This window comes from Pseudomonadota bacterium, from assembly GCA_039193195.1.
Lineage (GTDB): Bacteria > Pseudomonadota > Gammaproteobacteria > Steroidobacterales > JBCBZW01 > JBCBZW01.
This window is the reverse complement of record JBCCWS010000016.1, coordinates 1-25,835: the sequence shown is the minus strand read 5'-3', so window position 1 is coordinate 25,835 and position 25,835 is coordinate 1. Positions and strand designations below refer to the sequence as shown.

The following is a 25,835-nucleotide window of genomic DNA, read 5'->3' as shown; positions in this document are numbered from 1 at the left end:
AAGAGCGAGTCATCGGGGCGAGAGGTCGGGAAGCCTGTCGCACCCACTGCGCCAGCACTGGCAAGCGCGGGCAAGATCAGCAACAGTGCTCGCAGCTTACGCGGATCGTCGCCGCGCCGGGTCTGCGGGGCGGCGGTGGCGCGAGCGCTATTCACGAACGGCGCCGCATGAGACGGACGTCATCGAACCGGGAGGAGATATGGAGAGGCGGGACTTCTTGAAGGTGTCCGGCGCGGGCGTGGCGACGATGATGTTGCCGGTGCGCGGTCGGGCCGTCGAGGCGGAGGAGTTGACCTCGAACAACGAGATCGTCAGCGCCGCTGCGCTCGCCGAAGCTGCCCTCACGGCCGCGAGAAAGGGCGGCGCCACGTACGCCGACGCTCGCATCGGTCGCTACCGACAGCAGTTCGTCGTCACGCGCGAGCGTCAGGTCGACAACATCGTGAACACGGAATCCGTCGGCGTGGGCGTTCGTGTTATCGCCAACGGCACCTGGGGCTTCGCAGCCACCAACCAGCTCAGTCCCGGCGCCGTCGCCGAAGCGGCTACGCGCGCGGTGGCGATCGCGAAGGCTAACGCCAAGTACCAGACCGAGCCTGTGCAGCTAGCACCGGTCAAGGGTGCCGGTGAGGTCAAGTGGCGCACGCCGATTGTGAAAAACGCCATGGAGGTGCCGATCAAGGAGAAGGTCGATATGCTCATGGAGGTGAACGACGCTGCCTTGAGTAACGGTGCCAGCTTCATCAACTCCATCGTCTTCCTGGTCAACGAGCGCAAGTACTTCGCCTCCACCGACGGCTCCTTCGTCGACCAGGACGTGCATCGCCTGTGGGCGCCCTTCTTCGCCACCGGCGTCGATCGTGAGACCGGCAAGTTCCGCACGCGCAACAGCCTGTCGACCCCCGTCGGCATGGGCTGGGAGTACCTCGACGGGCGCGACGAGGACAAGACGCGCGTGGTCACCACCACCTACAACCGCTCCTACGACATGATCGAGGATGCGAGCAACGCCGCGAAGGAAGTGCAGGCCAAGCTCAAGGCGCCCTCCGTGAAGCCCGGCAAGTACGACCTCGTGCTCGACCCCACGCACATGTGGCTCACGATCCACGAATCGGTCGGTCACCCACTGGAGCTCGATCGCGTGCTCGGCTACGAGGCGAACTACGCCGGCACCAGCTTCGCCACCCTCGATAAGTGGGAGACGAAGAAGTTCAACTACGGCTCGAAGCTGGTGAACCTCGTCGCGGACAAGACCCAGCCAGGCTCGCTCGGCGCGGTCGCCTACGACGACGAGGGCGTGAAGACGCGTGGATGGGATCTGGTGCGCGACGGCGTGCTGGTCAACTACCAGGCGATTCGCGATCAGGCCCACATCATTGGCGAGAAGAGCTCGCACGGCTGCTGCTACGCCGACAGCTGGTCCTCGGTACAGTTTCAGCGCATGCCCAACGTCTCCCTGGAGCCGGGTGAGAAGAAGTACAGCGCGGGCGACATGATCAAGGACGTGGAGCGCGGCATCTACATTGTCGGCAACGGCTCCTACTCGATCGACCAGCAGCGCTACAACTTCCAGTTCGGCGGCCAGCTCTTCTACGAGATCAAGGACGGTGAGATCGCTGGCCAGGTGGAGGACGTGGCCTACCAGTCGAACACGCAGGAGTTCTGGAACTCGTGTTCGGCTCTGTGCGACGAGTCGGACTATCGCCTCGGCGGATCCTTTTTCGACGGCAAGGGGCAACCCTCGCAGGTCAGCGCCGTCTCCCACGGTAGCTCCACGGCCCGCTTCGACGGTGTCAACGTCATCAACACCGCGCGCAAGCTCGGCTAACGCGCCCCGTCGCAACAGATTCGAGAGGACGACAAGGACATGGCAATCATTAGCGAAGGCGAAGCGCGGGCGATCCTCGAGCGGGTGATGACGCTCTCCCAGGCTGAGGAATGCGAAGCCAATCTCTCCGGTGGCGTCGCCGGGAACATCCGTTACGCGCTGAACAAGGTCACCACCTCGGGCATCGTCGACGACGTGCAGCTGGTGGTGCAATCGAGCTACGGCAAGCAGCTTGGCAGCGCTACGATTAACGAGTTCGACGACGCGTCTCTGGAGAAGGCCGTGCGCCGCTCCGAGGAGCTGGCACGCCTCGCCCCGGAGAATCCTGAGTGGGTGAGCGTCGAGGGGCCGAGCAAGTTCAAGAAGAGCGATGCGTTCGTCGAGCGCACGGCGAACATCAAGCCGGCGGTTCGTGCCGAGGCCGCGGCCAGCAGCATCAATCCCGCGGTGAAGCAGAAGGCCACCGCAGCGGGTTTTCTCAACGACACCGCTTTCTTCCAGGCGATGATGAACCACAAGGGGCTCTTCGCTTACCACAGCGCCACCAACGCCAACTTCACCGTGACCATGCGCACGGATGACGGGCAGGGCTCGGGATGGGCCACGCGCGATGCCAACGATATCGCGCGGCTGGACGCGGCCGGCGCGTCCGAGGTGGCCCTCGACAAGGCGGTCCGCTCGCGGGGCGCCAAGGCGTTGGAGCCGGGCAAGTACACGGTGATTCTCGAGCCGGCCGCGAGCGTAGGCCTGATCGGCAACATGATCGGGGCCTTTGATGCGCGCCTCGCCGATGAGGGGCGCAGCTTTCTCTCCGCCGGTGAGGGCAAGACCAAGATCGGCCAGAAGCTCTTCGACGAGCGCGTGAACCTCTACTCCGATCCGAGCTACGGCGGCGCCCCCGCGGGGACCTGGTCCGGGGACGGTCGTCCCGTAGAGCCGGTGCAGTGGATCGAGGACGGCGTGGTCAAGAACGTAGTGTGCTCGCGCTACTGGGCGCGGGAGCACGACTACCCGTCGGTCCCCAACCCTACTAACGGCATCATGACCGGCGGGGACAAGTCCCTCGCCGAGATGATCGAAGACACGGAGCGCGGCGTGCTCGTCACCCGCACCTGGTACATTCGTTCGGTCGATCCCCAATCTCAGCTGTACACGGGCCTCACGCGTGATGGCACTTTCTACATCGAGAACGGCAAGATCCGCTATCCCGTGAAGAACTTCCGTTTCAACGAGAGCCCTGTGATCATGCTCAACAACCTCGAAGAGCTGGGGCGGCCGGAGCGGGTCACGATGGGGGGCGGCAACATCTTTGGCGGCTTCGGCATCAGCACGACGCCGGTGATGATGCCGCCGATGAAGATTCGCGAGTTCACCTTCTCCTCCCTCTCGGACGCCGTATGAGGCGGGCGGCGCGGGCGCGAGAACGGGCGCCCCCGCGCCGTGGCCACCGCATGACGCGACGCCAGCTGCTCGAAGCGCTCTGCGGACTCGGTGCGAGCGCCGTGCCCGCGGCCTGCGCCTTCGCACGCCGCGCCTACGATTTCTCCCTCACCCGACTCATGTACGAGTCCGGCGACTGGGACGTCGACCAGCGCATGCCCGCGAACTTCCTGAACTCCATGATCGAGTACACCAGCGTGCGGGTGGATCCCGACGAGCACGTGCTGCCCCTCGCGGACCCGGAGATGCTGGCGGCGCCATTTTGCTACCTGGCGGGGCATCGCCTGGTCGAGTTCAGCACCGACGAGGCGCACCACTTCGAGCAGTACGTGCACAACGGCGGCTTCGTCTTCGTCGACGATTGCAATCACGACATCGACGGCCTCTTCGCGCGCAGCTTCGAAGCGCAAATGGCACGTCTGTTCGGTGATGATGCGCTCACCAAGCTGCCCAACGATCACGACCTCTACCGAAGCTTCTTCACCTTCGAGGACGGCCCGCCGACCACCACCTTCGAGCTCAACGGGTGGGGCGATGACCTGGTACACGACTACCTCAAGGCGATCGAGATCGACGGTCGAGTCGGGGTGCTCTACAGCAACAAGGACTACGGCTGCGAATGGGACTACGACTATCGCAACAAGCGTTGGCTGGCGGAAGACAACACACGCTTCGCCGTGAACATCGCCATGTACGCCCTGATGCGCTGAGCCTGGCCGATGAGTGATCCGAGGAGCCTGAGCGCGGAACAGATCGATACGCTCCTCGCCCAGCTGCAAGGCGTGCGCGAGAACGTGGCGAGGGTGGTCGTGGGCCAGGAGGCGGTGGTTGAACAGCTCCTGGTGACGCTGCTGGCCGCCGGTCACTGCCTGCTCGAGGGCGTGCCAGGGCTCGCCAAGACGCTGCTAGTGAAGACCCTCGCCCAGTCGCTCTCGCTTGACTTCCGGCGCATCCAATTCACGCCGGACTTGATGCCCTCAGATGTGATCGGTACGCAGATCCTCGAGGAAGACCATACGACCGGTGGGCGCGTGTTCACGTTCCAGCGCGGGCCCGTGTTCACGCATCTGCTGCTCGCGGATGAGATCAACCGCACGCCGCCGAAAACCCAGGCGGCGTTGCTCGAGGCCATGCAGGAGCGGTCCGTGAGCTACGCGGGCGAGAGTCACGTGCTGGAAGCGCCTTTCTTCGTCATGGCCACCCAAAACCCGATCGAGCAGGCGGGCACTTACGCCTTGCCCGAAGCCCAGCTGGACCGATTCCTGCTGAACGTTCACATCGACTATCCCAGCGAGACCGAGGAGCGCGAGATCATCGCGCGCACCACGGACGGCAGCGACGCATCGGTCAGCGCGGTGCTCGAGCGGGAGGTCGTGATCAGGCTCCAGGGGCTCGTGCGAGAGGTGAACCTGAGCGATGCGTTGCTCCAGTACATCGTGACCCTCACGCGGGCGACGCGCCCCCAACACTCGTCCGTCGCCGCCGTCAACGAATGGATCAAGTGGGGGGCTGGACCACGGGCCGGTCAGGCCCTGGCGCTCGCGGCCAAGGCGCGGGCCCTACTGTGCGGGCGCTACGGCGCTACTTTGGAGGACGTGCAGGCCATGGTGTTGCCCGTGTTGCGCCATCGCGTGTTGCTCAACTTCCACGCGGAGGCAGAGGGCAAGGACGTCACCGACGTGGTCGCCACCCTGCTCGAGGCCCTGCCCGCGCCCGCCGCACCGACCCTCTAGGATGGCGGCTGAGAATCTCATCGATCCCCGCTCCCTGGCGCAGCTGCGTGACCTGCGCTTGCTGGCGCGTCGCGTCGTCGAGGGCATGTTGAGCGGGATTCACGTGAGTCGCCAGCGCGGGGCGGGGCTGGAATTCAACCAGTATCGTGCCTACGAACCGGGCGACGATCCCTCGCGCATCGATTGGAAGCTCTTCGCCCGCTCCGATCGTTACTACGTGCGCGAGGCGCAGCGCGAGAGCCAGCTGACGCTTTGGTGCCTAATCGATCTGTCAGGATCGATGGGGTTGGAGAGCGAGCAACTCGCCGAGTGGAGCAAGCTGCGCTACGCCAAAGCGCTTGCCGCGAGCCTGGGGTGGTTGGCCATGCGCCAGGGCGATGCCTTCGGTCTCATTGGCCTCGCGTCCGAGCGTTTGGCCTATATGCCGTGCCGTCGTGGACGTCGCCACTTCGAGCGGTACACCGTGGCCTTGGATCGCTTGCAGGCGCAAGGCCGCTGGCCGGGAGAGCACACGCTGAGAAGCCTGTGGGAACCCTTGCGTTCGCCCGGGTTGGCGATACTGATCACCGATCTGTTCGAGGACGGCGGGGAAATCACGGCCCTCGCCGGCAAGCTCGCTGCAGCGGGCAAGGACGTGTTGGTGGTCCAGCTGCTCACGCAGGCTGAGCGCGAGTTTCCCTGGCGCGGCCGGATGATGTTCCAAGACCGCGAGACAGGTGAGACCCAGCTGGTCGACGCCAGCGCCCATCGCGAGGTGTACCAGGCGCTGCGCGAGCAGGAATTCGTCGCCCAGCGCCGTTCGCTCGCCGCTCGCGACGTGGTCTTGCTCAGCACCACGATCGAAGCGCCCATGGAACCGTTCCTGGCACGGTGTCTCGACCCGCGCCGGGTGCGAGCGGCCTCCTGATCGGCACCGGCGAGGATGGGGCTAAGCTTCGCCAATCCCGCGGCGCTCGCCTTGCTTGGCCTGCTAGCCGTGCCCGTCCTAGTGCATCTGCTGGCCCAAGGCGACTACCAGGTGGTACCGGTGGGGTCCCTGCGTTGGCTGCGCTCCCGGCAACGCCCCCGCTGGTCGCGTCTGCTGCTGCGCGATCCCTGGCGCATGGCGCTGCGCTGCGCGCTGGTCGGTGCCCTGGCGTTGGCGCTGGCGCGACCGGAGTGGACCGTTGCCTCACCACCGGTGCAAACCCACGTGCTGGTGGACCCTCGGGCAGAGCCCACCGCCGTGCGTGAGGCGGTGGCCGAGTTGAGGGCGCGGGCGACTGCTCACACCTTAGCGATTCGTTGGCTGGCCGCGGAGTTTCCCCCGTGGGATGACTCGCCTCCAGACGATGACGTGCCGCTGTACGATCTGCTTTCTGCGGCCGACGGCGTCCTGGCCCCAGGGCCCCTGGTGGTGCTCGCCTGCACGCAAGCCCATCGCCTGGGGTGGCGGCGTCCCAGCCTTGCGCGTGCGGTCGAATGGGTGGCGCTGCCCAGTGCCGAGGGGGGGAGGGCGGGGCCCGCCACCCCGGCGCGATCCGTTGCCGTGGTACACGACGGTCGTCCGACGATCGCGGCCCGAATCGCGGCTGCCGTGGAGGCGTGGGCTGCGGGCGGGGCGCGGGTGGACGACGAGGTGAGAGTTTACGCTCTGCAAGACCTGCCGCCCGCCTATGTCGCCGATTGGGTCGTGTGGCTGGGATCCGGCGAGGGCTTGCCGGCCTCTGTCGCAGATCTGCTGGCAGGCGGTGCCACGGTGTTGAGCGACACGCCCGGTGACACGATGGCGGCGGTCGCTTTGCCCCTGGACGGCGAAGATGGCCGACGCTTCGATCTCGTGCGACGTCCCAGTATCGTGGAAGTGCCCGCCTGGCGAGCCCTCACGGGCGAGGCGGTGCTCGTGCGCGGACCCTCGCCGCGCCAGCTGCGATTGCTGGGAGCCCTGAAGGACGATCGGGACGGGCTTCTGGGTCACGGGAGCTTTCCGACCCTGCTCTTGCAATGGTTGGAAGCGCGCTGGCGCGCCCCCCTCCCCGGCGGGCTGGACGTGACGGAAGGGCAGGCGCTGCCCGCGCGCGATGTCAGCGTCGCGCCTATCCCCTTGCGCCATCCACTGGCGGCGTATCTGCTCGCCGCCGCGCTGCTGTTGTGGGCTGTCGACCGCGTCCTGCAATGGCGCTCAGCGACGGCCGGGGCAAGCGCATGACAGCACTCTTAGGCGCCCGCGAAAGATTGGATCAGGGATTGGCCTTGGTGCGCCGGCGCCAGCGGCGCGCACACCAGGCGGAAGCCGCGGCGCTGGCAGGGGCTGCCGCGCTGTGGGCGGCGGCCGTCGCCGCCAGTGGCGCCAGCGTAGGGCTCGGCCTTGCCCTTGGCGTCTGTTGGTTCTTTTGGCGGGACGCCACGGTGGTGCAGCGGCGCCTGGTGGGACGTGCCGAGATGGTACGCTGGTTGGATCGATCGGTGCCCAGCCTCGAGGACAGTGCAGCGCTTGTGCTGCGTGCCGACGCTCATGGACTCAGCGCGCTGCAGCGCGCGCGTATCGCTGAGCGGTTGCAAGCGCTCGACGAGGCGACCCTGGTCGCCGCGATTCCCGCCCCCCGGCATCGCGCCCCGCCGTGGTTGGCCGGGCTAGGAGCGCTGGGCGCAGTGCTCCTGGCGCTGCCGCTGGCGAGGCCCATGCCTGCCGGCAGCCCCGCCAGTGTGCTCGCGGCGTCGCCGTCACTTACCGGGGTAAGCGTGGAGGTGACGCCGCCGGCCTACACCCAGCTGGAGGCGTTTACCGAAGACTCCCGTGAGGTAACCGTGCCCCAAGGGTCGCAGCTCATCTGGGAGATACGGACCGAGGGCGCCGTCGACGGTGTGGATCTGCTGTTCGACGACGGCGAGCGCCTCCCACTGTGGCCCGCCGAACAGGGCCGCTGGCGCAGTGCACCTCGCGCCGCCGAGGCGAGCGTCTACCGGGTAGCGACGGACGTGCCCTGGGCGCGCGACGATCGCTTCAGGCTGCTGCGAATCAGGCCCGATCGCCCTCCACAGTTCACGTTCTCATTGCCTTCGCGCACGGTCACCGAGCTCGACGGAATCGATCCGCAACCGACCGTCGCCCTCGACGTCGCGGTGTCCGACGACTACGGCCTCGAGCAGGTGGTCGCTCGCCTCACGCTCGCCAGTGGCGGCGGCGAGAACGTGCGCTTTCGCGAGCAACGGATACCTCTGGAGGCCCTCGCCGGCGGCACGGACCGAGAGCGCCGCTATCGCCACCGCTTCGATCTGCGCAGCTTGGCCATGGAGCCTGGCGATGAGCTCTACGTGCACCTCGAAGCGAGCGACAATCGAGCGCCCGAGCCTAACCTCGCCACCAGCCGGACTTGGATCGTGCGCTGGCCTGCTGAACGCTACGCTGAGCAAGACGAGGTGGGGGTGATGGCGATGCGCGTGATGCCTGAGTATTTTCGCAGTCAGCGTCAGATCATCATCGATACGCAGGCGCTGGTGGCGGACGCTGCGCAGCTCAGCGCCGAGGCCTTCGCGGGCCGAGCGCAGGCGATCGCCGTCGACCAGAAGGCGCTGCGCTTGCGCTACGGTACGTTCCTTGGCGAGGAAGCGGTGACCGACATCGGTCCCGGGGTCATGCCGGACGAGGACGATCCACCGCTGCACTATCCGGGCGACGGCCACGACCACAGTGCCGACATCGGAGGTTTCGGTCCGGTGGATGCGCCGACCTTTGGGCGTTTGGATACGGTGTTGCAGCAGTTTGGCCACACCCACGATACGGCGGAGCAAGCGACGCTCTTCGACCCGCAGACCCGTGATCTTCTGAAGGCGGCCCTGGCGCAGATGTGGGATGCAGAGCTGCACCTGCGCCTCGCGACGCCCGACGCGGCATTGCCCTTCGAGTACGAGGCCCTGGACCTGATCAAGCGCGTGCAGCAGCGCTCACGCATTTACCTGCGGCGCGTTGGCTTTCGCACCACGCCACCGGACGAGGGGCGACGCTTCAGCGGCGAGTTGGCTGACCTCACAGTGTCGACGCAGCGGCGCTTTGCCGCGACGCCACAGGACCAGGTGCTCGCGCAGCGGGCGCTAGCGAACCTTGCGCAAGTGATCGCCGGGGATGCCGTCACCCTGCCGACCGAACTGCTGGACACGGTAGGCGAGCTGTTGCAAGCGCAGGAGGAAGGGCGGTCCGAGCTACTGAGTGCGATAGGTGCTCTCGAGTCCCTTCGCGCGTCCCCGCGTTGCCAAGACTGCGCGGCGCAACTCGCGCAGGGGCTGTTGCGCCTCGTGCCGGCGCCCCTGCCGCCGGCACAGGCCCGGGAGGCGCCGCGCGGCCCGGTCGCTCGGGCCTACGCGCGTCCCCGCACCGGAGCGCGCCGGTGACCCGAGCATCAGGGGCCGAGCGAGGGCTGGCAATCGCGGCCACCGTCGCCTTGCTGCTCGCCGTTTGGCCAACCTCTAGGCCTGGCGCGGGGGCGCCGTCGATCGTCGGGGAGAGCGCCAGTGAGGGGGTGCAGGCGGTGAGCGCCCACCTGGCGGCGCGGGGATCGCGGGCAGCGGTGCAGATCGCCGCGCCTGGCCTATCACCGGAACGCTGGCGGGATCTGCGCCTGACGTCCGTGGTCTTCGACCCGACTGAGCTCGACGATCAGGTCGTGGCGCTCCACTGGCCGAGGCGGATCGCCCTCGGGGAGGCCCTGCTGGTGAGCGGACGAGTGGCCGTGTCGGCCCGAGCGCAGGTGGTGCTGGAGGACCCCTTCGGTGCCGAGGCGGCGCGGGCGGTGGTCACGGCAGATGCGCCGAGCTTCGTCCTGAAGCTGACCCCGCGGGCGACTGGGCGCTACGTGGCGAGGCTCCGCTTGGAGGATGCGCAAGGCGTATCCCTCGATGCAGGACCGATCCCAGTGACCGTGCGGGCCCCTTCGCCCCTGCGGATACTGATCGAAGCCTCCTCGCCGACCTTCGAGCTGCAGGGCCTGCGGCACTGGGCGTCGCGCAGCGGCGCGCAGCTCTCCCAGCGCGTACGCATCGCGCAAGAGCGGTTTTCGAGCGTGTACGTAAATCGTGAGGAGCCACTGGCCTACGACGATGCGGATGTGCTGCTGATCGACGCGACGGCGTGGTCATCGCAGTCCGATGCCCAGCGCCAGCGTATCGCCCAGGCTGTGGAGGCCGGGCTGGGACTGGTGATGTTGGGCGACGACGCAGTCAATGAAACCAATTGGCGCTCAGAATCGCTCGTATTGCCAGCGCTGGGCTCGCGTTGGCTCGAGGACGAGGTGCTCATCAAGCACCTCAGCGACGAGCCGCTGTCCACCTTGGCACCGACCGGACGGAGGTTGCTCGCCGATCCGAACGTGCACGTACTGCTAGCCGACGATGCCGGGGAGCCCCTCGCGAGCGTTCGCGATCAAGGCCAGGGGCGCGTTGGCTGGCTGGTCGTCACCGGCACCCATCGATGGGTGACGGCGGGGCATCCCGAGGTGCACGCGCGCTTCTGGCGTTCGCTCCTGCGGGCGGTCGCGCGACCGCGGGCGGGGGCGACGCTGGAACTGCCTGCGATCGCCGTGGTGGACGAACGGGCAATGCTGTGCGTGCGGGGAGCACCAGCGGCACCGCTTACCGTCTCGGCGGGGGCGCAAGGCGGCGCGGTGGCCGTCGCTTTGCAGCAGGACGACCTCGCCCGGGCGTGCGGGTTCTATTGGCCCCGGGAGGCGGGGTGGCAGACGGTCGCCCATGGGGCCGAGCGTCGTTCGCTCTACGTGGCGCGGTCCACGCCCTGGCGCGGCGTGGCGGCCCAACGCGCGCAGGACGCGAGTGCCCAAATCGCATTGGCCTCGAGCGAGAACGTCCCACGCGCCGCGGGGCCTGTGCCTCGCGGACCCTTCCTAGTCGCGTTCGCGCTTCTGGCCGGTGCCCTATGGTGGCGCGAGAGGGCGGGTCGTGGCGCCGAGGCTGCGGCGGCCGCCTAGCGAGTCTGCTCCTGCTCTCGCGCGTACCCCAAGGCGGATCGGCCGAGTGTGTAGGTCAGCACCGTCACCGCTGAGCTGCCGATCATGACGCCCAGCATGCTGACGCCGTATGGCGCGTAGAACGTGGCCGTGAGCAGGGAGCCCAGCGTGCCCGCCGCCATGCTTCCGGTGCCGATGATCGCCGCCGTGAACCCGGCGGATCCCGGGAGTGGCGCCAGCGCCAAGCCCGTGGCGATCGGCGTGATTAGGCTCACGGCGAAGATGAAGACCGCGACTGTCCCCCACAAGGCCCAAAGCGGCACGGGCCCCGCGATCAGGATGATCGCCATCAGCAAGGCGCTGACGACGAAGACGTTGATGGCGAGCCAGAGCACCCAGCGGGATGATCGGTTGGTCATGAGCTGGCGTGAGGTGGCCGCTCCCGCCGTGTAGGCCGCCGCACCGGTGGCGAAGATGGCGCCGAAGGTCGCGGGCGAGAGGTGATAGTCACCGATTAACACCGTCGAGGCGCTGGTGATCATCGCCAAGTATCCGCCGTAGGGGGCGCACGCCAGGGCGACGGCCACGAGGGCGGCGGGGTGAGCGCCGAGGGCGCGCAGGCTCTCGAGCACTTGGGCGGCGCCCAGCTGCCGCTGGCGCTCGCTCGGGGGAAGGCTCTCCGGGACCAGACGCCAGATCGCGAGCAGAGTCGCTAAGCCGTAGCAGGGAATAGCGAGGAGGGTCGTACGCCAGCCTGCCCACTCGGTCATGGCGCCGCCGATCAACGGCGCTAGCAGAGGAGCGAGCCCAAGGATGGTGACGAGCGTGGCCAGCAGGCGCGCCCCGTGGTCCTCACCTCCGATATCGCGAGCGATGGCGCGCGCCACCACGGGGCCCACGGCGCCAGCGATACCCTGCACGAAGCGGGCTGCGAAGAGTACGCCAGCCGAACTCGCCAGCGCGCCGATGAGACCGGTCATGATGAACACGCCGATGCCGGCGGTGATCACGGGGCGGCGTCCGTAGCGGTCGGCGAGCAGTCCCATCGGCAGTTGGCCGAGGGCGAAGCCGGCCAAGTACGCGGTGACAGCGTACTGCGAGGCGTGCTCGCTGATCTGAAAGTGCTCCGCAAGGGCGGGAATCGCGGGCAGTAGGATGTCGATCGACAGGGCCGAGGTGGCGATCAGCATCCCCAGGGCCATTATGCGCCCGGGAGGTTGGGAACCTGTGTGCTCTGCGTTGGCGGGCTCACCCATCGCGGCCGTGAGGCGCCTGGAAGTCGACCAGGGGGCCCATGGGCACGATGCCCGTCGGGTTTACCGAGGCGTGGCTCTCGTAGTAATGGCGTTTGGCGTGGTCGAAGTTGCAGGTCCCGGCAACCCCTGGTGTTTGGTAGAGGTCGCGCGTGTAGGCCCACAGACTCGGGTAGTCCACCAGCCGGCGCAGGTTGCATTTGAAGTGGCCGTGGTAGACCAGATCGAAGCGTAGGAGCGTGGGCAGCAGGCGCAGATCAGCCTCCGTGATCTCGGCCCCCAGCAGGTAGCGCTGCTGCCGCAAGCGGCCTTCCAGCGCATCGAGGGTGTCGAAGAGCGGGCCGACGGCTTCCTCGTAGGCGCTCTGCGTGGTGGCAAAGCCGGCGCGGTAAACACCGTTGTTGACCGTGGCGTAGATCTGCGCGTTCAGGGCATCGATCTCCTCGCGATGCGCTGGCGGGTAGAAGTTACGCTCGTTGGCACCTACGCCGTCGAAGGCGCGCCCGAACATGCGAATGATGTCGGCGGACTCGTTCGAGACGAGGGTGTTGCCGAGCGTGTCCCAGAGGATCGGCACGGTCACCCGACCGGTCATCGACGGCTGCGCGCGCAAGTACACGTCGCGCAGGAAGGGGCTGGCGAAGAGGCGGTCGCCCACGATGCCCTCGTCGTCCTCAGCGAAGGTCCAGCCGTTCTCGCGCATCACCCAGTGTACTACCGATACATCGATGTGCGCCGTGAGTCCCTTGAGGGCGCGGTAGAGCAGGGTGCGATGGGCCCAGGGGCAGGCGTAGGAGACGTAAAGATGATAGCGGCCGCTGGCCGCAGGGAAGCCACCGTCGCCGGTGGGCCCGGGAGAGCCGTCGGCGGTCACCCAGTGGCGAAAGGCAGATTCAGCGCGTTGGAAGCGGCCGCCCGAGGCCTTGGTGTCGTACCACTGGTCCACCCACTTTCCATCGACTAGCAGCCCCATGATTCGCTCCCTCGACCGTGCCGAGCGCAGTGTGGCGGATGTGGGTGGAAGACGCATGCTGCGGCGGCGTTTCGTGCTAGCGTCCAATCCGGTGAGCTAGTGTCCTGTCCGGTAGCGAGGCACGGCGCCATGGCGGGAGGACCCTCACAAAGGGCGACGCCCGGTCGACAACCTCCAGTGGCCACGCCGCGAGTTCGACCTCCAGCAGGTCATCAATCGCATGGGCGTCCTGTCCGAGCCTCGCCGGGTGTCGAGCGACTAGGCGCCCTCCAGCTTGTCCTGCGTGCGCTGCTCGAAATCCGAGGCGGCGTGGCGCTCGTGCAGCTGCGAGCTCGGCTCACCCCACGTACGGTTCACCATACGCCCTCGTTGGGCAGCCGGTCGTGCGGCGATCTGCTCAGCCCAGCGCTGCACGTGAGTGTAGTCCTGCACCTGCAGAAACTCCGCGGCGTCGTAGAGCAATCCGCGCGCGAGCGCGCCGTACCAGGGCCAGATCGCCATGTCGGCGATCGTGTACTCACCACCCGCAACGTACTCGCGTTGCGCAAGGCAGCGGTCGAGCACATCGAGCTGCCGTTTCACCTCCATGGCGAAGCGATCGATAGGGTACTCGAACTTCTCGGGCGCATAGCTGTAGAAGTGCCCGAAGCCGCCGCCGAGCATCGGCGCGCTGCCCATCTGCCAGAACAGCCAGTTCATGGTCTCCGCGCGGGGCGCCGCCTCGTTGGGGAGGAACTCACCAAATTTTTGGGCTAGGTAAAGCAAAATCGCGCCCGATTCGAACACGCGGGTGGGCGCGTCCGTGCTGCGATCGAGAAGAGCGGGGATCTTCGAGTTCGGGTTGACCTCCACAAAGCCGCTCGAGAACTGATCGCCCTCGGTGATGCGGATCAACCAGGCATCGTACTCGGCGCCTGCATGACCCCGCGCCAGCAGTTCCTCGAGCATCACGGTGACCTTGACGCCGTTCGGTGTGGCCAGGGAGTACAGCTGCAGCGGATGCTCGCCGGTCGGCAGCGCCTTCTCGTGCGTGGCGCCGGCGACAGGGCGATTGATGTTGGCGAATTGGCCGCCGCTCGGTTGATCCCAGGTCCAGACGGCGGCAGGGGTGTAGGGCTTGGTGTCGCTCATCGCAGGGGGCTCCTGAGGGGGCTGAAGAGGTCATGCATAAGTAGGGTGCGGTTGCAGCAAGTGCAAGCGCTTCGGCAGTCGTCGAGGGATCGGGTGCTCACATGTGGGAATTGTGACGCTGTCGATAGACCTATGGACTTCACTCGGTGACTCCTGGAAAACCCTAATTTTACAGCTAATTCGGCGCGGTCCCTTGACAGGGAACGGCAACGGGGCTACAAATATTACACTTTTGTGACAGTGCAACGGGGTGCCCCAAGGAGAACAACAATGCTGCAAATCCCCCTCGATGGAGGACGTCGGCATGGCCGGCGTGCGCGCTGGTGGCTCGCGCTTGCGACCATTAGCATCGCTTCGGCTGGCGATCTGCCAGCTACCGCTTCTGCCCCGCAGGAGATTCACCTGGCCGCCGCCACCATCGGGGGCTATCGCAATGTCATTCCGAGGCGAAGTTTTCCGCTGAACTTTACCGAGGTGTGTCTCGTTCGCGGCAGCGTCGCGTTCGACGTGCACGATGCGGACGACCACACGCGAGGGGGCAACTGTGAGCCCGGCGATCCCGGGTGGGTCATCGCTCGAGAGGCCTTTGCGCCAAGTGGATGGCGCGAGGCAGAGGCCATCTGCGGTGACGTGGGCATGCGCCTTCCACGTGTGATCGAATGGCAGATGAGCTGTCGACACGCCGAGCGCGCGGAGCTAGAGACGATAGAAGGCACGTGGGAGTGGGCGCAGAACGCCGCTCAGGACACGCGTCCTGCCACTCGTCGCGGTGCCGTCCGTCAGGTGCCGGGCGAGGCGATCTGCCGCCAGGCGCAATGGAACTACGTGGCGACGTTCGGTAGCGACAAGATTGGCGAGCGAGGATTCCGCTGCGCGCACTAGCCGTGGGCAGCGGGTGGCTGATTACCGCAGCTGACTGTCCTTGCTGCCGCGGCGGTTGTAGCCGCTCGTAGCGCCGCGGCGCTGGTCCTCTTCTTCCTGGCAGCGCACGCAACGCCGTACGCCACGGATGGCCTCCCGGCGACGTTCGGGGATGGCATCACCGCAGTCTTCGCAATGGGTGGCGCTCACGCCGTGGCTGAGCTCACTGCGCGCGCGCTTGATCGCGTCGTTGACGGTGGCGTCGATCTGTTCTTGCTCGGCGCCATCTCGCGCCCATCCACCGGCCACTGGGCTTACCTCTCGTTCGTCTCGAAGTGGCCCAAGCGCAAGTCGCGCTTGGCGCCAATCAGTCTCCCTCTCGCCACGCAGTTGCGAGCAGGGATGTCGGCGGACCCTCGGCCGCCGCCTGGTACTCAGGACGTCAGGTCGATCGCGCCCAATTTCAAGTCGTGCTCGCGTGCGCAACGTTTGGCAATGTCGTAGCCCGCATCGGCGTGACGCATCACACCCGAGGCAGGATCGTTCCACAGTACGCGGCGCAGGCGCTCGTCCGCGGCCTCCGTACCATCGCAGCAGATGACCAGGCCCGCGTGTTGCGAGTAGCCCATGCCGACGCCGCCGCCGTGGTGCAGGGACACCCAGGTGGCGCCGCTGGCGGTGCTGAGCATCAGGTTGAGTAGGGGCCAGTCGGACACGGCGTCGGAGCCGTCGAGCATGGCCTCGGTCTCACGGTTCGGGCTTGCCACGGACCCCGAGTCCAGGTGGTCGCGGCCGATCACCACCGGCGCCTTGAGCTCGCCCTTGCGTACCATCTCGTTGAAGGCGAGGCCGAGGCGATCGCGATCGCCGAGGCCTACCCAGCAGATGCGCGCCGGTAGGCCCTGGAACTGGATGCGCTTGCGGGCCATGTCCAGCCAGCGATGGAGGTGCGGATCGTCGGGGATCAGCTCCTTCACCTTCTCATCCGTGCGGTAGATGTCCTCGGGATCACCGGATAGGGCCACCCAGCGGAACGGCCCGACACCCCGACAGAACAGGGGGCGGATGTAGGCGGGGACGAAGCCCGGGAAGTCGAAGGCGCTGTGCACGCCCTCGTCGAAGGCCTGTTGGCGAATGTTGTTGCCATAGTCAACGGTATGGATGCCTTGGTCGTGGAAGGCGAGGAGGGCGCGCACGTGCACGGCCATCGAGCGACGCGCCTCGCGAGCGACGGTCTCCGGCTGCTCGCGACGCATCTGTTGCCACTGGGCCATGCTCCACCCCGCGGGCAAGTAGCCGTTCACGGGGTCGTGGGCCGAGGTCTGATCGGTCACCAGGTCCGGCTTCACGCCGCGATCGACCAGCTCCGGCAAGAGCTCGGCGCCGTTGCCGGCGAGGCCCACGGAGACGGGCTCACCCCTGGCGCGAGCTTGGTCGATCAGCTGGAGGGCCTCGTCGACGGAGCCGGCGCGGCGGTCCAGGTAGCCCGTGCGCAGGCGGAAGTCGATACGGGATTCATCGCACTCGATGCACAGCATGCTATAGCCGGCCATGGTGGCGGCGAGGGGCTGCGCGCCGCCCATACCGCCCAAGCCGCAGGTGAGGATCCAACGCCCTCGCGTGTCGCCGCCGAAGTGCTGGCGACCGGCCTCGACGAAGGTCTCATAGGTGCCCTGCACGATGCCCTGGCTGCCGATGTAGATCCAGGAGCCAGCGGTCATCTGCCCGTACATGGCGAGGCCCTTGCGATCGAGCTCCTGGAAGTGCTCCCAGTTCGCCCATTGGGGCACCAGGTTGGAGTTGGCGATGAGCACCCGTGGGGCGTCCGCATGCGTACGGAAGACCCCGACCGGTTTACCTGATTGAATCAATAGGCTCTCGTCATCCGCGAGATTGCGCAGGCACTCGAGGATGTGATCGAAGCTCTCCCAGTTGCGCGCCGCCCGCCCGATACCGCCGTAGACGATGAGCTCGTCCGGGTTCTCCGCCACTTGTGGGTCCAGATTGTTCTGCAGCATGCGATAGGGCGCTTCCGTGAGCCAGCTTCGGCAGGTCAGTTCGCTGCCGCGGGGAGCGCGCACCACGCGGGCCGGGTGTTGGGCACTGCTTGAGGGATGGGCACCGGTGCTCATTGGGGAGACTCCTCGATCTTGCGGAAGGTATTGGTCGCGTAGCGAGCGGCGAGCTGGTAGCGATCGCCGGGGTAGGTGAGGGTGACCCAAGTCACCACCTGCCCCGCGCGCCAGGTACGACGGGAAAGCTGAAGCAGCGCGTGTTCGGGGGCGAGACCGAGAGCCTCACGCAGGGCAGGCGTGCCTTGGGTGGCGCTTACCACGTGCTCCATCTCATCGGGCTGGCCACCGGCCAGCAGCCAGGCGGTGCTGGTGATCCGCGTGAAGTCCTGCTCCAGCATCCCCGGGGCGAGGGCTGGGTTTACGTAGCGCGCCTCGTGCTGAATGGGCAACCCATCTTGAAAGTGCACGGCCTCCAGATAGTGCAACTCAGGCGAGGCGTCGGCGCTGAGTTCGAGTTGCTGGGCGACTTCTGCCGAGGCGATCCGCTCACCCAATGCCACGACGCGCGTGCTGTGAGCGTGGCCTCGGTCCGCGCTTTCATGGGCAATGTCGCGCAGTTCGATCAGGCTGGCGTGGCGGGGCACGTCCGCGACGAAGGACCCGACGCCGTGTACGCGGGTGACCAACCCCTCCAGGGCAAGTTCGCGCAGGGCCCGATTGACGGTCATGCGGCTAACGCCCAAGTGCAGCACGAGTTCGTTCTCCGACGGCAGCTTGCCACCGGCGCGCCACGCGCCGTTGCGGATCTTGTCCTCGATCGCCACTTTGATCTGTCGGTAGATCGGGGCGGGCGCGTTCTTGTCGACGGCGCGGAGGAGATCTTGCGCGGGATGCATGGCTTACGCGGCCTTCCGCGGCCGCTGACGCCACCGCCCGCTCTGCACGATGCCGTCGACGGGATTCATCCCAAGCCCGTAGCTGAGGGCAGCGGGATCAGTCACCTGCCACAGGACGAGGTCGGCGCGGTGACCAGCGCACAGCACGCCGACCTCCTGCTCTAGCCCAAGCGCTTTGGCGGCGTTGACCGTCACCCCGCGCAGGGCCTCTGCGGGGGTGATGCGGAACAGAGCGCAGGCGAGGTGCATGGCGTCGAGCAGGGAGAAGATCGGTGACGAGCCTGGGTTGGCATCGGTCGCCACGGCCATGGGCACGCCGTGGCGACGCAGGGCGTCGATCGGGGGGCGACGGGTTTCGCCAAGGGTGAGGAAGGCGCCGGGCAGAAGTACGGCGACGGGGCCCCCAGGGCCGAGTGTAGCGACGTCCTCTTCCGTTAGGTACTCGAGGTGATCGACAGACAGCGCCTGATACCTTGCGGCAAGCCGCGCACCGCCCTGGTCACTCAGCTGCTCGGCGTGCGCCTTGACCGCTACGCCGAGGTGGGCGGCGGCGTTGAAGAGGCGTTCGGCTTGCTCTGTGTTGAACCCGATGCCTTCGATGAAGATATCGACGGCGTCGGCAAGTCCTGCAGCCAAGACCTCGGGCAACAGGTCGCCCGCGACCCAGTCGATGTAGGCGTCCGGGTGACCGCGGTACTCCTGGGGCACAGCGTGGGCGGCGAGTAGGGTGCGCTGCACGCGCACGCCGGCGCGCTCGCCGAGGCGTCCCGCCACCTCCAGTATGCGTAGCTCGGTTTCCCGATCGAGGCCGTAGCCCGACTTGATCTCGACGGTGGTCACGCCTTCGCCTATCAGTGCCCTTAGGCGCGGTAGGGACTGGGCGATGAGCTCATCGGTGCTCGCTGCACGGGTAGCGGCCACGGTGGAGGCGATGCCGCCGCCAGCGCGGGCGATCGCCTCGTAACTCGCGCCCTCGAGGCGCATTTCGAACTCGCGCGTGCGATCGCCGGCGTACACCAGATGTGTGTGGCAGTCGATCAGTCCGGGGCTGAGCAGGCGCCCCTCGCAGTCGAGGATCTCATCCGCAGATGGGGCGCCGTCTGAGGCGCCTACCCAGGCAATCCGCTCATCCTCGATCAGCAGTGCCCCACGCGCGGCGAGGCCGTAGCCATCGGCTGTATCTAAGCACGCCAAGGTGGCGTTTGTGAGTAACAGAGTGGGCATCCGCACGTGGGCTGTACATGTATATACAACTTACTGTACGCTCATCTCGCAATCTGGGCAACGTACGTTGAAGGGCATCGTGGCGAAGACGATCTGGGCGGGCGAAGCACTCCTACCCGACGGTTGGGCTTGCGCCGTGTCGGTGAGGCTCGACGATGCCGGCGCGATCACCGAGGTGACCACCGGGCAAGCCCCGGGCGAGGCCCAGGCCACCTGGTCGGTGGACGTGCTGTTGCCCGGCATCGCCAACCTCCACTCCCACGCCCATCAGCGCGCCATGGCCGGCATGGCCGAGCGCGCGCAAGGGGACCGCGCCGCAGAGGACAGCTTCTGGACCTGGCGTGAGGCGATGTACCGCTACCTCGGGCGCCTGACCCCGCCGCAGCTGGAAGCGATCGCTGCCCAGCTCTACGTGGAGATGCTGAAGGCCGGCTACACGTGCGTGGCGGAGTTTCAATACGTGCACCACGCTGGCGACGGTCAGCCCTACGCCCAACGCGCGGAGATGACGCTGCGCTGCTATCGCGCGGCCCGCGCCGCCGGCATCGCCTTCTGCGCCCTACCGGTGCTCTATTGCTACGGCGGGTTCGCCGAAGCCCCGACAAGCGGCGCGCAAGCGCGCTTTGTCAACAGCTTGGACGACTACCTGGTGCTGGTCGAACAGACTCGCCGGGCGCTGATCCACGATGCCGACGCCCACTTTGGGCTAGCGCCACATTCCCTACGGGCGGTGTCTCCCGCACTGCTGACCCGTATGCTGGAGGCGCGCCAAGCGCTCGGTGATGGGCCCGTGCACGTGCACATTGCCGAGCAGCAGGCCGAGGTTCGCGCGTGTGTGGATTGGTGCGGCGAACGGCCCGTGCAGTGGTTGCTAGAGCGGTATCCCGTCGATCGGCAGTGGTGCCTGATCCACGCCACCCACATGATCAAGTCCGAGAGCGAAGCGCTGGCGGCCGCCGGCGCGCGCGTGGGCCTGTGCCCCACGACTGAGGCCAACCTCGGTGACGGGATGTTCGACGCGCCCACCTACCAGGGGGCCGGCGGCCGCTGGGGCATCGGCTCGGACAGCAACATCTGCGTCGATCCCGTGGAGGAGCTGCGTTGGCTCGAGTACGGGCAACGCCTGCGCCTGCAGGCGCGCAATGTGATGGCGCAGGAGGGCAGCAGTACGGGCGCGGCGCTGTACGGCCAGGCGGCACGCGATGGCAGCGCGGCGTGCGGTCGCCTGGCCGGCGCGATCGCGCCTGGGATGCGTGGCGATTTCGTCGCCCTGGACGGGGATCATCCGCGACTGGCCGGCGCTCGCGGCGATCTCTGGCTGGATCGCTGGTTGTTTTCGGGCAATGACTCGCTCGTGATGGACGTTTGGGTAGGTGGTCGCCAGGTCGTAAGCGCTGGTCGCCATGCTGATGAGGAGCCAATTGCCGATCGCTTTCGCTCGGTGATGGCCGAGCTTGCAACGACGTAAGGTAGAACGCGCCGATGTCTTCCACCGCACTCAACGCGATCGTGCTGAAGCCGGGCGAGACGACCCTGCCCCAGATGGAGCGTATCTACCGCGAGCCTGCGGTCGTGCGAGGCCTCGATCAGCGTGCCCGCCCCGCCGTCGAGGCCGCGCACGAGATCGTGCAGCGCGCCGCTACGGCCAGCACGCCCGTGTACGGCGTCAACACCGGCTTCGGCAAGCTGGCCAGCGTGCGTATTCCCGCGGAGCAGACCGCCGAGCTGCAGCGAAACCTGGTGCTGTCCCACTGCTGCGGCGTCGGCGAGGCGATGTCAGCGCCCGTGGTGCGCCTGATCGTCGCGCTCAAGCTCATCTCTCTCGGCCGCGGCGCCTCGGGTGTGCGCTGGGCAATGCTCGAGATGCTGGAGGCCTTCCTGCGTCGAGATCTTCTGCCGGTGATCCCCGCTCAGGGCTCAGTGGGGGCGTCTGGCGATCTGGCGCCGTTGGCGCACCTGGCGGCGGTGATGATCGGCGAGGGAGAGGCGTGGGTGGACGGCGAGCGCATGGCGGGCGCCGCGGCCCTGGCGTCCGTGGGCCTCTCGCCCCTGGTCCTCGGGCCTAAGGAGGGCCTTGGGCTGATTAACGGCACCCAAGTATCCACGGCTCTGGCGCTGGCAGGACTGTTCGATGCATGGCATCTGGCGCAGACGGCGTTGATCTCCGGAGCCCTGGTCACGGACGCGCTGATGGCCTCCACGTCCCCGTTTCACCCGACGATCCAAGCCCTGCGCGGCCTGCGGGGACAGGCCGATGCGGCGCAGTGCCTGCGTGCTCTGCTCGCCGGGTCGGCCATTCGCGAGTCGCACCGCGAAGAAGACGACCGCGTGCAGGACCCCTACAGCATTCGGTGCCAGCCGCAGGTAATGGGGGCGGCGATGGATCAGCTGCGCCAGGTGGCGCAGACCCTGGAAGTCGAGGCGAACGCGGTCACCGACAACCCGATCGTAGTGGTCGAGGAAGATCGCATCATTTCTGGCGGTAACTTCCACGCGGAGCCGGTGGCACTGGCGGCCGATCAGGTCGCGCTCGCGATCGCCGAGATCGGGGCGATCACGGAGCGCCGGATCGCAATCACCGTAGATCCCGCGCAGAGCTTTGGACTGCCCGCATTCCTCACGCCCGCGCCGGGCCTGAACTCAGGGTTCATGATCGCCGAGGTGACTTGCGCCGCGCTGATGGCGGAGAACCGCCATTTGGCGAACCCCTGCGGCGTCGACTCGACACCGACCAGCGCAAATCAGGAAGATCATGTGTCCATGGCCTGCCATGCGGCACGCCGCCTGCAGCGCATGAACGAAAACCTAGCGAATATCATCGCTGTGGAACTAATGCTAGGGGCCCAAGGGGTAGAGTTCCGTGCCCCCGTGCTCACCAGCGATTCCCTGCGCGAGGTGGTGGCTTGCGTGCGCAGCCGTTCCGCTCGGCTGGAAGAGGATAGGTACCTTGCGGGTGATATCGGCGCGGTGGGCGAACTCGTGCGCGAGGGTGCGTTGCTCCGTATCGAGGCGCTGGCTGCTTGCTTGCCGGCGCTACGCTAAGTCACTCGCCGAGCCTATCCTCAGCACGCGGAGAAGTGCCCTTCGCGGCTCAAGACGATGCGGGTGAAAACTGCAGGAGCTGATTGCTCAGTTCGGCGTAGCGTACCCGCACTCGTTCCGCCGCCTGTACTCTGACCGGTGACTCGAACGCGGATACCGCCTGCATCCAGCAGTTCCACCGGTTCTCCGGCCCCGTGGACATCGTGATCCCCTGGCCGAAATCCAGCGTGAACCAGAAGGCGACGCCATGGCAGGTGCCTGCGCGCGTGGCCTCGAACTCGACGAGGCGGGAGTCGTTGGCGTCGATCGAACGCTGGAATCCATAGTGCCCCACCGTGAGTGGTTCGCTGAGCACGTGATGTGGGAATGCGCTTAGGCGGGCCTGTACGTAGGGTGGCGCAAGTGCGTTGAGGGAGGTGACGTCGAATCCGCAGCAACGCGTGGTCACGGCCTCCTTGCGCAGCAGCTCACTCTCCAGCAGCACCGCTTGCACCGATGCGCTCAGTGGCAGGATGCGACCGTCGGGTTTGAGCAGGTGCTCCCGCGCGTGGTCGAAGGTGCGCAGGGCGTTCTCGCCGAGAAGCCCCGTATCGAACACTTCGGCCACGACGATGTCAGCCTTCTCTGGCAGCTCTCGTCCGACCTTCAGGTGGTTCGACAGGCGATTGATCACGGTGATGCGCTCGGCGAAGCCATTGTTGCGCATGATGGCCCGGGCCTGGTCGGCCATCAGTTCGGACACTTCGCAAGCGTAAACGTGGCGAGCACCGGCTCGGGCCGCCATCATCGACAGCAGCCCTGCGCCACAGCCGATGTCGAGCACGATCGAGTCGTCGTTGACGTAGTGGAGCAGGGCGCGATCGTAGGCCTGGTTGCGGACCTCGTCGTTCATCATTCGAAAGTGCCAGTGCGGGGCGCACTGGTTGACGAGGATGCGACGTTCCGTCGCCGCCTGCGCGCTGCCCGAGCGCTCCGCGGCTTGCAACAGGTGGTAGGCCGCGACGCTGCGCCCCACGCGTTTCGCGAGGTTTGCCGCCGCGAGCAACAGGGGAACGTGGGCCGGCCATGTGCGCACCGCCTGATCAGCCACGGCGAGCGCTTTTGCGGTGTCGCCGTTGGCGACGTACTGGTGCAGGGCCGCCACCGCCTCGTCAGGGGTTGCACAGGATGGTGACGGCGCTGACCATGCTGGCGTGGCCAGCTGCAGGGGACTGGTATCCAAGCGCACAACTTCCGGTTGCAAGGCGACAACCCTCCACACGCTAGAGCTGGCGGAAGGCCCTCAGCAATATGCACTCCACCCTTTTCAGCAACTTCTCAACTTCAGCTCAACCGATGCCTAGCAAGAGGCTTAGATACTTTGAGCGCACGTTGAGTTGTGCGGTATCGTCGATTGAGACGCACTGGAGCTAAGGCATGGTAAGGCAGCAGCGGTCGGCGCGCGATGCACTCGCACATCATTCGTTCGCTATTGGTGAGTGCTGGATAGAACCGGCCCTCCTACGCGTAGTAGCCGCCGATGGCACGCACACCGAACTTTCGAAGCGTCAAATCGCGGCGCTCGTCGAGCTAGCCGAACACTTCGGACAGGTGGTGTCGCGAGCACGGATGCACGAGATTCTCTGCCTGGCGCAGGAGGGGCATCGCGATCGCGCTGCGCTCTCCCACCACATCGGCAGCATTCGCCGCGCCCTGGGCTGTTCGAGCAAGCACCCTAGCTACATTCGAACCGTTCGCGGCCAAGGCTACTGCCTCATGCAGCCGCCGCTTCTCGAGCCGATAGAAGGTGCCGACGCCGTGGCGTCCATCATCACCGCCGTCGGTGTGGCGGCTAGCGATGTGCCCGGGGCGGCGACCGTGCCGAGGCCGCATGGATGGCGTTTGTCCGGGTGGCGCGGCGCGCCTGTGATGAGGGCGGCCTTGACCTGCGTGCTGGCTCTGCTGGCGATCGGTCAAGCTCTGCAGGGTGATCGTCGCGAGCTAGCGACGCGCGACACCACCGACGACCGGTCAGCGTCCATCTTCATGGAGGCCCTTCGCGCGACTGCAGAGGAGCCCGACGGGGGCGTGTCAGCGCTCGCGCGGCGGCGCCAGGAGGTGTGGGACGACCCCAGCTTGGCGCCGCATGTGAAGAGTCGCCAGCTCTTCGCGATCGGGGAAGCACTGATGTGCCTGCGAGATTGGGAGGGGGCTGGCGGCGCGTTCGAACAGAGCTTGAGCTTACAGCGAGCATCGCTTCCAACACCGGATCCGCTGACGATGGCGCAAGCGCTCACGGGACTGGCGCGGGTGACCAGCATGGTCGGCCAGGGCATCAACGATTCGCGAGCTATGCTCATCGAGGCTGCGCAGTGGCTTCGCAACAGGCGTATCGACGATCGGCAGCGGGCGGAAATCCTGAGTATCCACGGTGGCTTGATGGAGTTCGGCAACGACCTCAGCCGAGCGGCAGCGTTGTACGAGCAGTCACTGAGTCTGGCGACGAGCGAATCCGCGCGCGATGAGGCATTTGTGCTCTCCTTGCAAACCGCGACGGCCCGGGTCGCTACCGCCCGTGGCGAATACGTGCGAGCCGAGGCGCTGCTCGCCTCCCTGCTCGCCAGCGCGCAACGCCTGTACGGCGAGGGAGATCGGCGCCTGGCGCCCGTGCTCACCCAACGCGCCTTGCTGCTCTCGAAGCGCGGCGACCACGACGCTGCCAGTCGTGTGTACGCGCGGATCGTGAGCCTACTCGAGCAGCACTACCCAGATGCGAATTCGCAGCTTATTCACGCCCGGGTGGAGTTAGCCGGATCGCTGGAGAGCGCAGGGGATTCAGCCGCGGCGGCGGCGCTCTATGCCGAGGTGATCGAACACGTGCGAGCGAAGGACGCGAGCAATGTGCTCGGTCTGAGTACCCTCAGACTCAACTTATCGGATGCGCTGATCAGCGCGCGCCAGCCCGAAGCGGCTCATGCGCAGGTGCGCCAGGCCATGGCCGTACTGGAGCAGCGCGGGGATGCCCCGGACTGGCTGCGCTACAGAGCCAATAGCGTGTACGGGGCGGTGTTGATCGAGCTCGGCGAATGCGGTGAGGGCCTGCGGCGCCTGAACGAGACGATCGACGAGATGTTCCTGCAAGGGGTGGACGATCCCCGCATCACGGCAGGCATTCATGCGCGCAGGGCGCGCTACGCGAACGCTAGCTGCAAGGGTGCGGTCGATCAAAGTGCCTAGTGTCCTGAGTTAGAAGTTCGTTGATGAATTCGCGGCACCTTTTCGCCCCTGAACACGTTGCTCCTCCTCCCGTGGGACCTGCCACGCTCGTCCTCGCGCCGCGCTCAGGCACAAAAACTCGCGTGTGAATTCATCAACGAACTTCCAACTCAGGACACTAGCCTGCTTTATTCATGAGGTGTGGCGTTGAGCCCCTGAGATGAGATCGTAGGGCGTTGACCGCAGCTGAGCGAGTGCCTGTGAGGCGTTCTCAGGGTTGAGGCCGGCGTTTTCCGAGTGTTGGGGTC

General features: G+C 66.8%; 20 protein-coding genes. 12 read left to right on the top strand and 8 right to left on the bottom strand.

All coding sequences use genetic code 11. From position 1 onward, the window contains the following. The first annotated feature begins 199 nt into the window (after positions 1–199). From AAGA68_14090 to AAGA68_14055, 8 genes are read left to right on the top strand one after another with little or no spacing between them, the layout of a single operon-like run. Positions 200–1,828, top strand: coding sequence for a TldD/PmbA family protein (locus AAGA68_14090; GenBank protein MEM9386191.1), 1,629 nt, complete (start codon positions 200–202; stop codon positions 1,826–1,828). Positions 1,829–1,867: 39 nt separating this feature from the next. Further along, the gene (locus tag AAGA68_14085) at positions 1,868–3,229 is read left to right on the top strand and encodes a TldD/PmbA family protein (protein MEM9386190.1); all 1,362 of its coding nucleotides are present in this window, start codon (positions 1,868–1,870) and stop codon (positions 3,227–3,229) included. A 50-nt stretch (positions 3,230–3,279) separates the two neighbouring features. Further along, positions 3,280–3,978 (top strand): DUF4159 domain-containing protein, encoded by a 699-nt coding sequence (locus AAGA68_14080; protein ID MEM9386189.1) that lies wholly within the window; start codon positions 3,280–3,282, stop codon positions 3,976–3,978. 27 nt (positions 3,979–4,005) lie between these two features. Beyond that, a complete protein-coding gene (locus AAGA68_14075) occupies positions 4,006–5,001 on the top strand; it encodes a MoxR family ATPase (protein MEM9386188.1) in 996 nt (331 codons plus the stop codon). 1 nt (position 5,002) lies between these two features. Continuing rightward, entirely contained in the window at positions 5,003–5,908 is a 906-nt protein-coding gene (locus tag AAGA68_14070; protein ID MEM9386187.1) for a DUF58 domain-containing protein, read from the top strand. A gap of 15 nt (positions 5,909–5,923) precedes the next feature. After that, positions 5,924–7,189, top strand: coding sequence for a BatA domain-containing protein (locus tag AAGA68_14065; GenBank protein MEM9386186.1), 1,266 nt, complete (start codon positions 5,924–5,926; stop codon positions 7,187–7,189). A 26-nt stretch (positions 7,190–7,215) separates the two neighbouring features. Beyond that, a complete protein-coding gene (locus AAGA68_14060) occupies positions 7,216–9,369 on the top strand; it encodes a hypothetical protein (GenBank protein ID MEM9386185.1) in 2,154 nt (717 codons plus the stop codon). Beyond that, a complete protein-coding gene (locus AAGA68_14055) occupies positions 9,366–10,958 on the top strand; it encodes a hypothetical protein (protein MEM9386184.1) in 1,593 nt (530 codons plus the stop codon). Before AAGA68_14060 ends, AAGA68_14055 begins: the two co-directional genes overlap by 4 nt. On the opposite strand, the gene AAGA68_14050 is transcribed toward AAGA68_14055, so the two are convergent. The 3 genes from AAGA68_14050 to yghU form a co-directional block, all read right to left on the bottom strand. Continuing rightward, positions 10,955–12,139 carry a Bcr/CflA family efflux MFS transporter gene (locus tag AAGA68_14050; protein ID MEM9386183.1) on the bottom strand — a complete coding sequence of 395 codons (1,185 nt, stop codon included), beginning with the start codon at positions 12,137–12,139 and terminating at the stop codon, positions 10,955–10,957. The two genes, AAGA68_14055 and AAGA68_14050, sit on opposite strands and share 4 nt — an antisense overlap. A gap of 46 nt (positions 12,140–12,185) precedes the next feature. Then, complete coding sequence (locus AAGA68_14045) at positions 12,186–13,163, bottom strand: glutathione S-transferase family protein (protein MEM9386182.1); 978 nt, start codon at positions 13,161–13,163, stop codon at positions 12,186–12,188. Between the two features lie 258 nt (positions 13,164–13,421). Then, complete coding sequence (gene yghU, locus AAGA68_14040) at positions 13,422–14,294, bottom strand: glutathione-dependent disulfide-bond oxidoreductase (GenBank protein ID MEM9386181.1); 873 nt, start codon at positions 14,292–14,294, stop codon at positions 13,422–13,424. A 270-nt stretch (positions 14,295–14,564) separates the two neighbouring features. Between yghU and AAGA68_14035 the strand changes: the two genes are divergently transcribed. After that, on the top strand, positions 14,565–15,176 hold the full coding sequence (locus tag AAGA68_14035; GenBank protein ID MEM9386180.1) for a hypothetical protein: 612 nt from the start codon (positions 14,565–14,567) through the stop codon (positions 15,174–15,176). 21 nt (positions 15,177–15,197) lie between these two features. On the opposite strand, the gene AAGA68_14030 is transcribed toward AAGA68_14035, so the two are convergent. From AAGA68_14030 to hutI, 4 genes are all read right to left on the bottom strand, one after another. Next, entirely contained in the window at positions 15,198–15,464 is a 267-nt protein-coding gene (locus tag AAGA68_14030; protein ID MEM9386179.1) for a DksA/TraR family C4-type zinc finger protein, read from the bottom strand. 125 nt (positions 15,465–15,589) lie between these two features. Further along, positions 15,590–17,287, bottom strand: coding sequence for a urocanate hydratase (gene hutU, locus AAGA68_14025; protein ID MEM9386178.1), 1,698 nt, complete (start codon positions 17,285–17,287; stop codon positions 15,590–15,592). Then, entirely contained in the window at positions 17,284–18,066 is a 783-nt protein-coding gene (locus AAGA68_14020; protein ID MEM9386177.1) for a UTRA domain-containing protein, read from the bottom strand. Before AAGA68_14020 ends, hutU begins: the two co-directional genes overlap by 4 nt. Before the next feature lie 3 nt (positions 18,067–18,069). After that, positions 18,070–19,290 carry an imidazolonepropionase gene (gene hutI, locus AAGA68_14015; GenBank protein MEM9386176.1) on the bottom strand — a complete coding sequence of 407 codons (1,221 nt, stop codon included), beginning with the start codon at positions 19,288–19,290 and terminating at the stop codon, positions 18,070–18,072. A gap of 79 nt (positions 19,291–19,369) precedes the next feature. Between hutI and AAGA68_14010 the strand changes: the two genes are divergently transcribed. Continuing rightward, a complete protein-coding gene (locus AAGA68_14010) occupies positions 19,370–20,758 on the top strand; it encodes a formimidoylglutamate deiminase (GenBank protein ID MEM9386175.1) in 1,389 nt (462 codons plus the stop codon). Between the two features lie 14 nt (positions 20,759–20,772). Then, positions 20,773–22,332 (top strand): histidine ammonia-lyase, encoded by a 1,560-nt coding sequence (gene hutH, locus AAGA68_14005; GenBank protein ID MEM9386174.1) that lies wholly within the window; start codon positions 20,773–20,775, stop codon positions 22,330–22,332. A gap of 49 nt (positions 22,333–22,381) precedes the next feature. Here the strand turns inward: hutH and AAGA68_14000 are convergent, their stop codons facing one another. Further along, the gene (locus AAGA68_14000) at positions 22,382–23,575 is read right to left on the bottom strand and encodes a 50S ribosomal protein L11 methyltransferase (protein ID MEM9386173.1); all 1,194 of its coding nucleotides are present in this window, start codon (positions 23,573–23,575) and stop codon (positions 22,382–22,384) included. A gap of 173 nt (positions 23,576–23,748) precedes the next feature. Here AAGA68_14000 and AAGA68_13995 point away from each other — a divergent pair, with 173 nt between their 5' ends. After that, positions 23,749–25,548 (top strand): helix-turn-helix domain-containing protein, encoded by a 1,800-nt coding sequence (locus AAGA68_13995; protein MEM9386172.1) that lies wholly within the window; start codon positions 23,749–23,751, stop codon positions 25,546–25,548. The last annotated feature ends 287 nt before the right edge of the window (positions 25,549–25,835 follow it).

Bases quoted from the DNA above. Each gene is read 5' to 3' on its own strand.
- hutH (MEM9386174.1), top strand. From the start codon at position 20,773: ATGTCTTCCACCGCACTCAACGCGATCGTGCTGAAGCCGGGCGAGACG.
- AAGA68_13995 (MEM9386172.1), top strand. From the start codon at position 23,749: ATGGTAAGGCAGCAGCGGTCGGCGCGCGATGCACTCGCACATCATTCG.
- AAGA68_14080 (MEM9386189.1), top strand. From the start codon at position 3,280: ATGACGCGACGCCAGCTGCTCGAAGCGCTCTGCGGACTCGGTGCGAGC.
- hutU (MEM9386178.1), bottom strand. From the start codon at position 17,287: ATGAGCACCGGTGCCCATCCCTCAAGCAGTGCCCAACACCCGGCCCGC.
- AAGA68_14065 (MEM9386186.1), top strand. From the start codon at position 5,924: ATGGGGCTAAGCTTCGCCAATCCCGCGGCGCTCGCCTTGCTTGGCCTG.
- yghU (MEM9386181.1), bottom strand. From the start codon at position 14,294: ATGAGCGACACCAAGCCCTACACCCCTGCCGCCGTCTGGACCTGGGAT.
- AAGA68_14090 (MEM9386191.1), top strand. From the start codon at position 200: ATGGAGAGGCGGGACTTCTTGAAGGTGTCCGGCGCGGGCGTGGCGACG.
- AAGA68_14070 (MEM9386187.1), top strand. From the start codon at position 5,003: ATGGCGGCTGAGAATCTCATCGATCCCCGCTCCCTGGCGCAGCTGCGT.
- hutI (MEM9386176.1), bottom strand. From the start codon at position 19,290: ATGCCCACTCTGTTACTCACAAACGCCACCTTGGCGTGCTTAGATACA.
- AAGA68_14020 (MEM9386177.1), bottom strand. From the start codon at position 18,066: ATGCATCCCGCGCAAGATCTCCTCCGCGCCGTCGACAAGAACGCGCCC.
- AAGA68_14045 (MEM9386182.1), bottom strand. From the start codon at position 13,163: ATGGGGCTGCTAGTCGATGGAAAGTGGGTGGACCAGTGGTACGACACC.
- AAGA68_14035 (MEM9386180.1), top strand. From the start codon at position 14,565: ATGCTGCAAATCCCCCTCGATGGAGGACGTCGGCATGGCCGGCGTGCG.
- AAGA68_14085 (MEM9386190.1), top strand. From the start codon at position 1,868: ATGGCAATCATTAGCGAAGGCGAAGCGCGGGCGATCCTCGAGCGGGTG.
- AAGA68_14050 (MEM9386183.1), bottom strand. From the start codon at position 12,139: ATGGCCCTGGGGATGCTGATCGCCACCTCGGCCCTGTCGATCGACATC.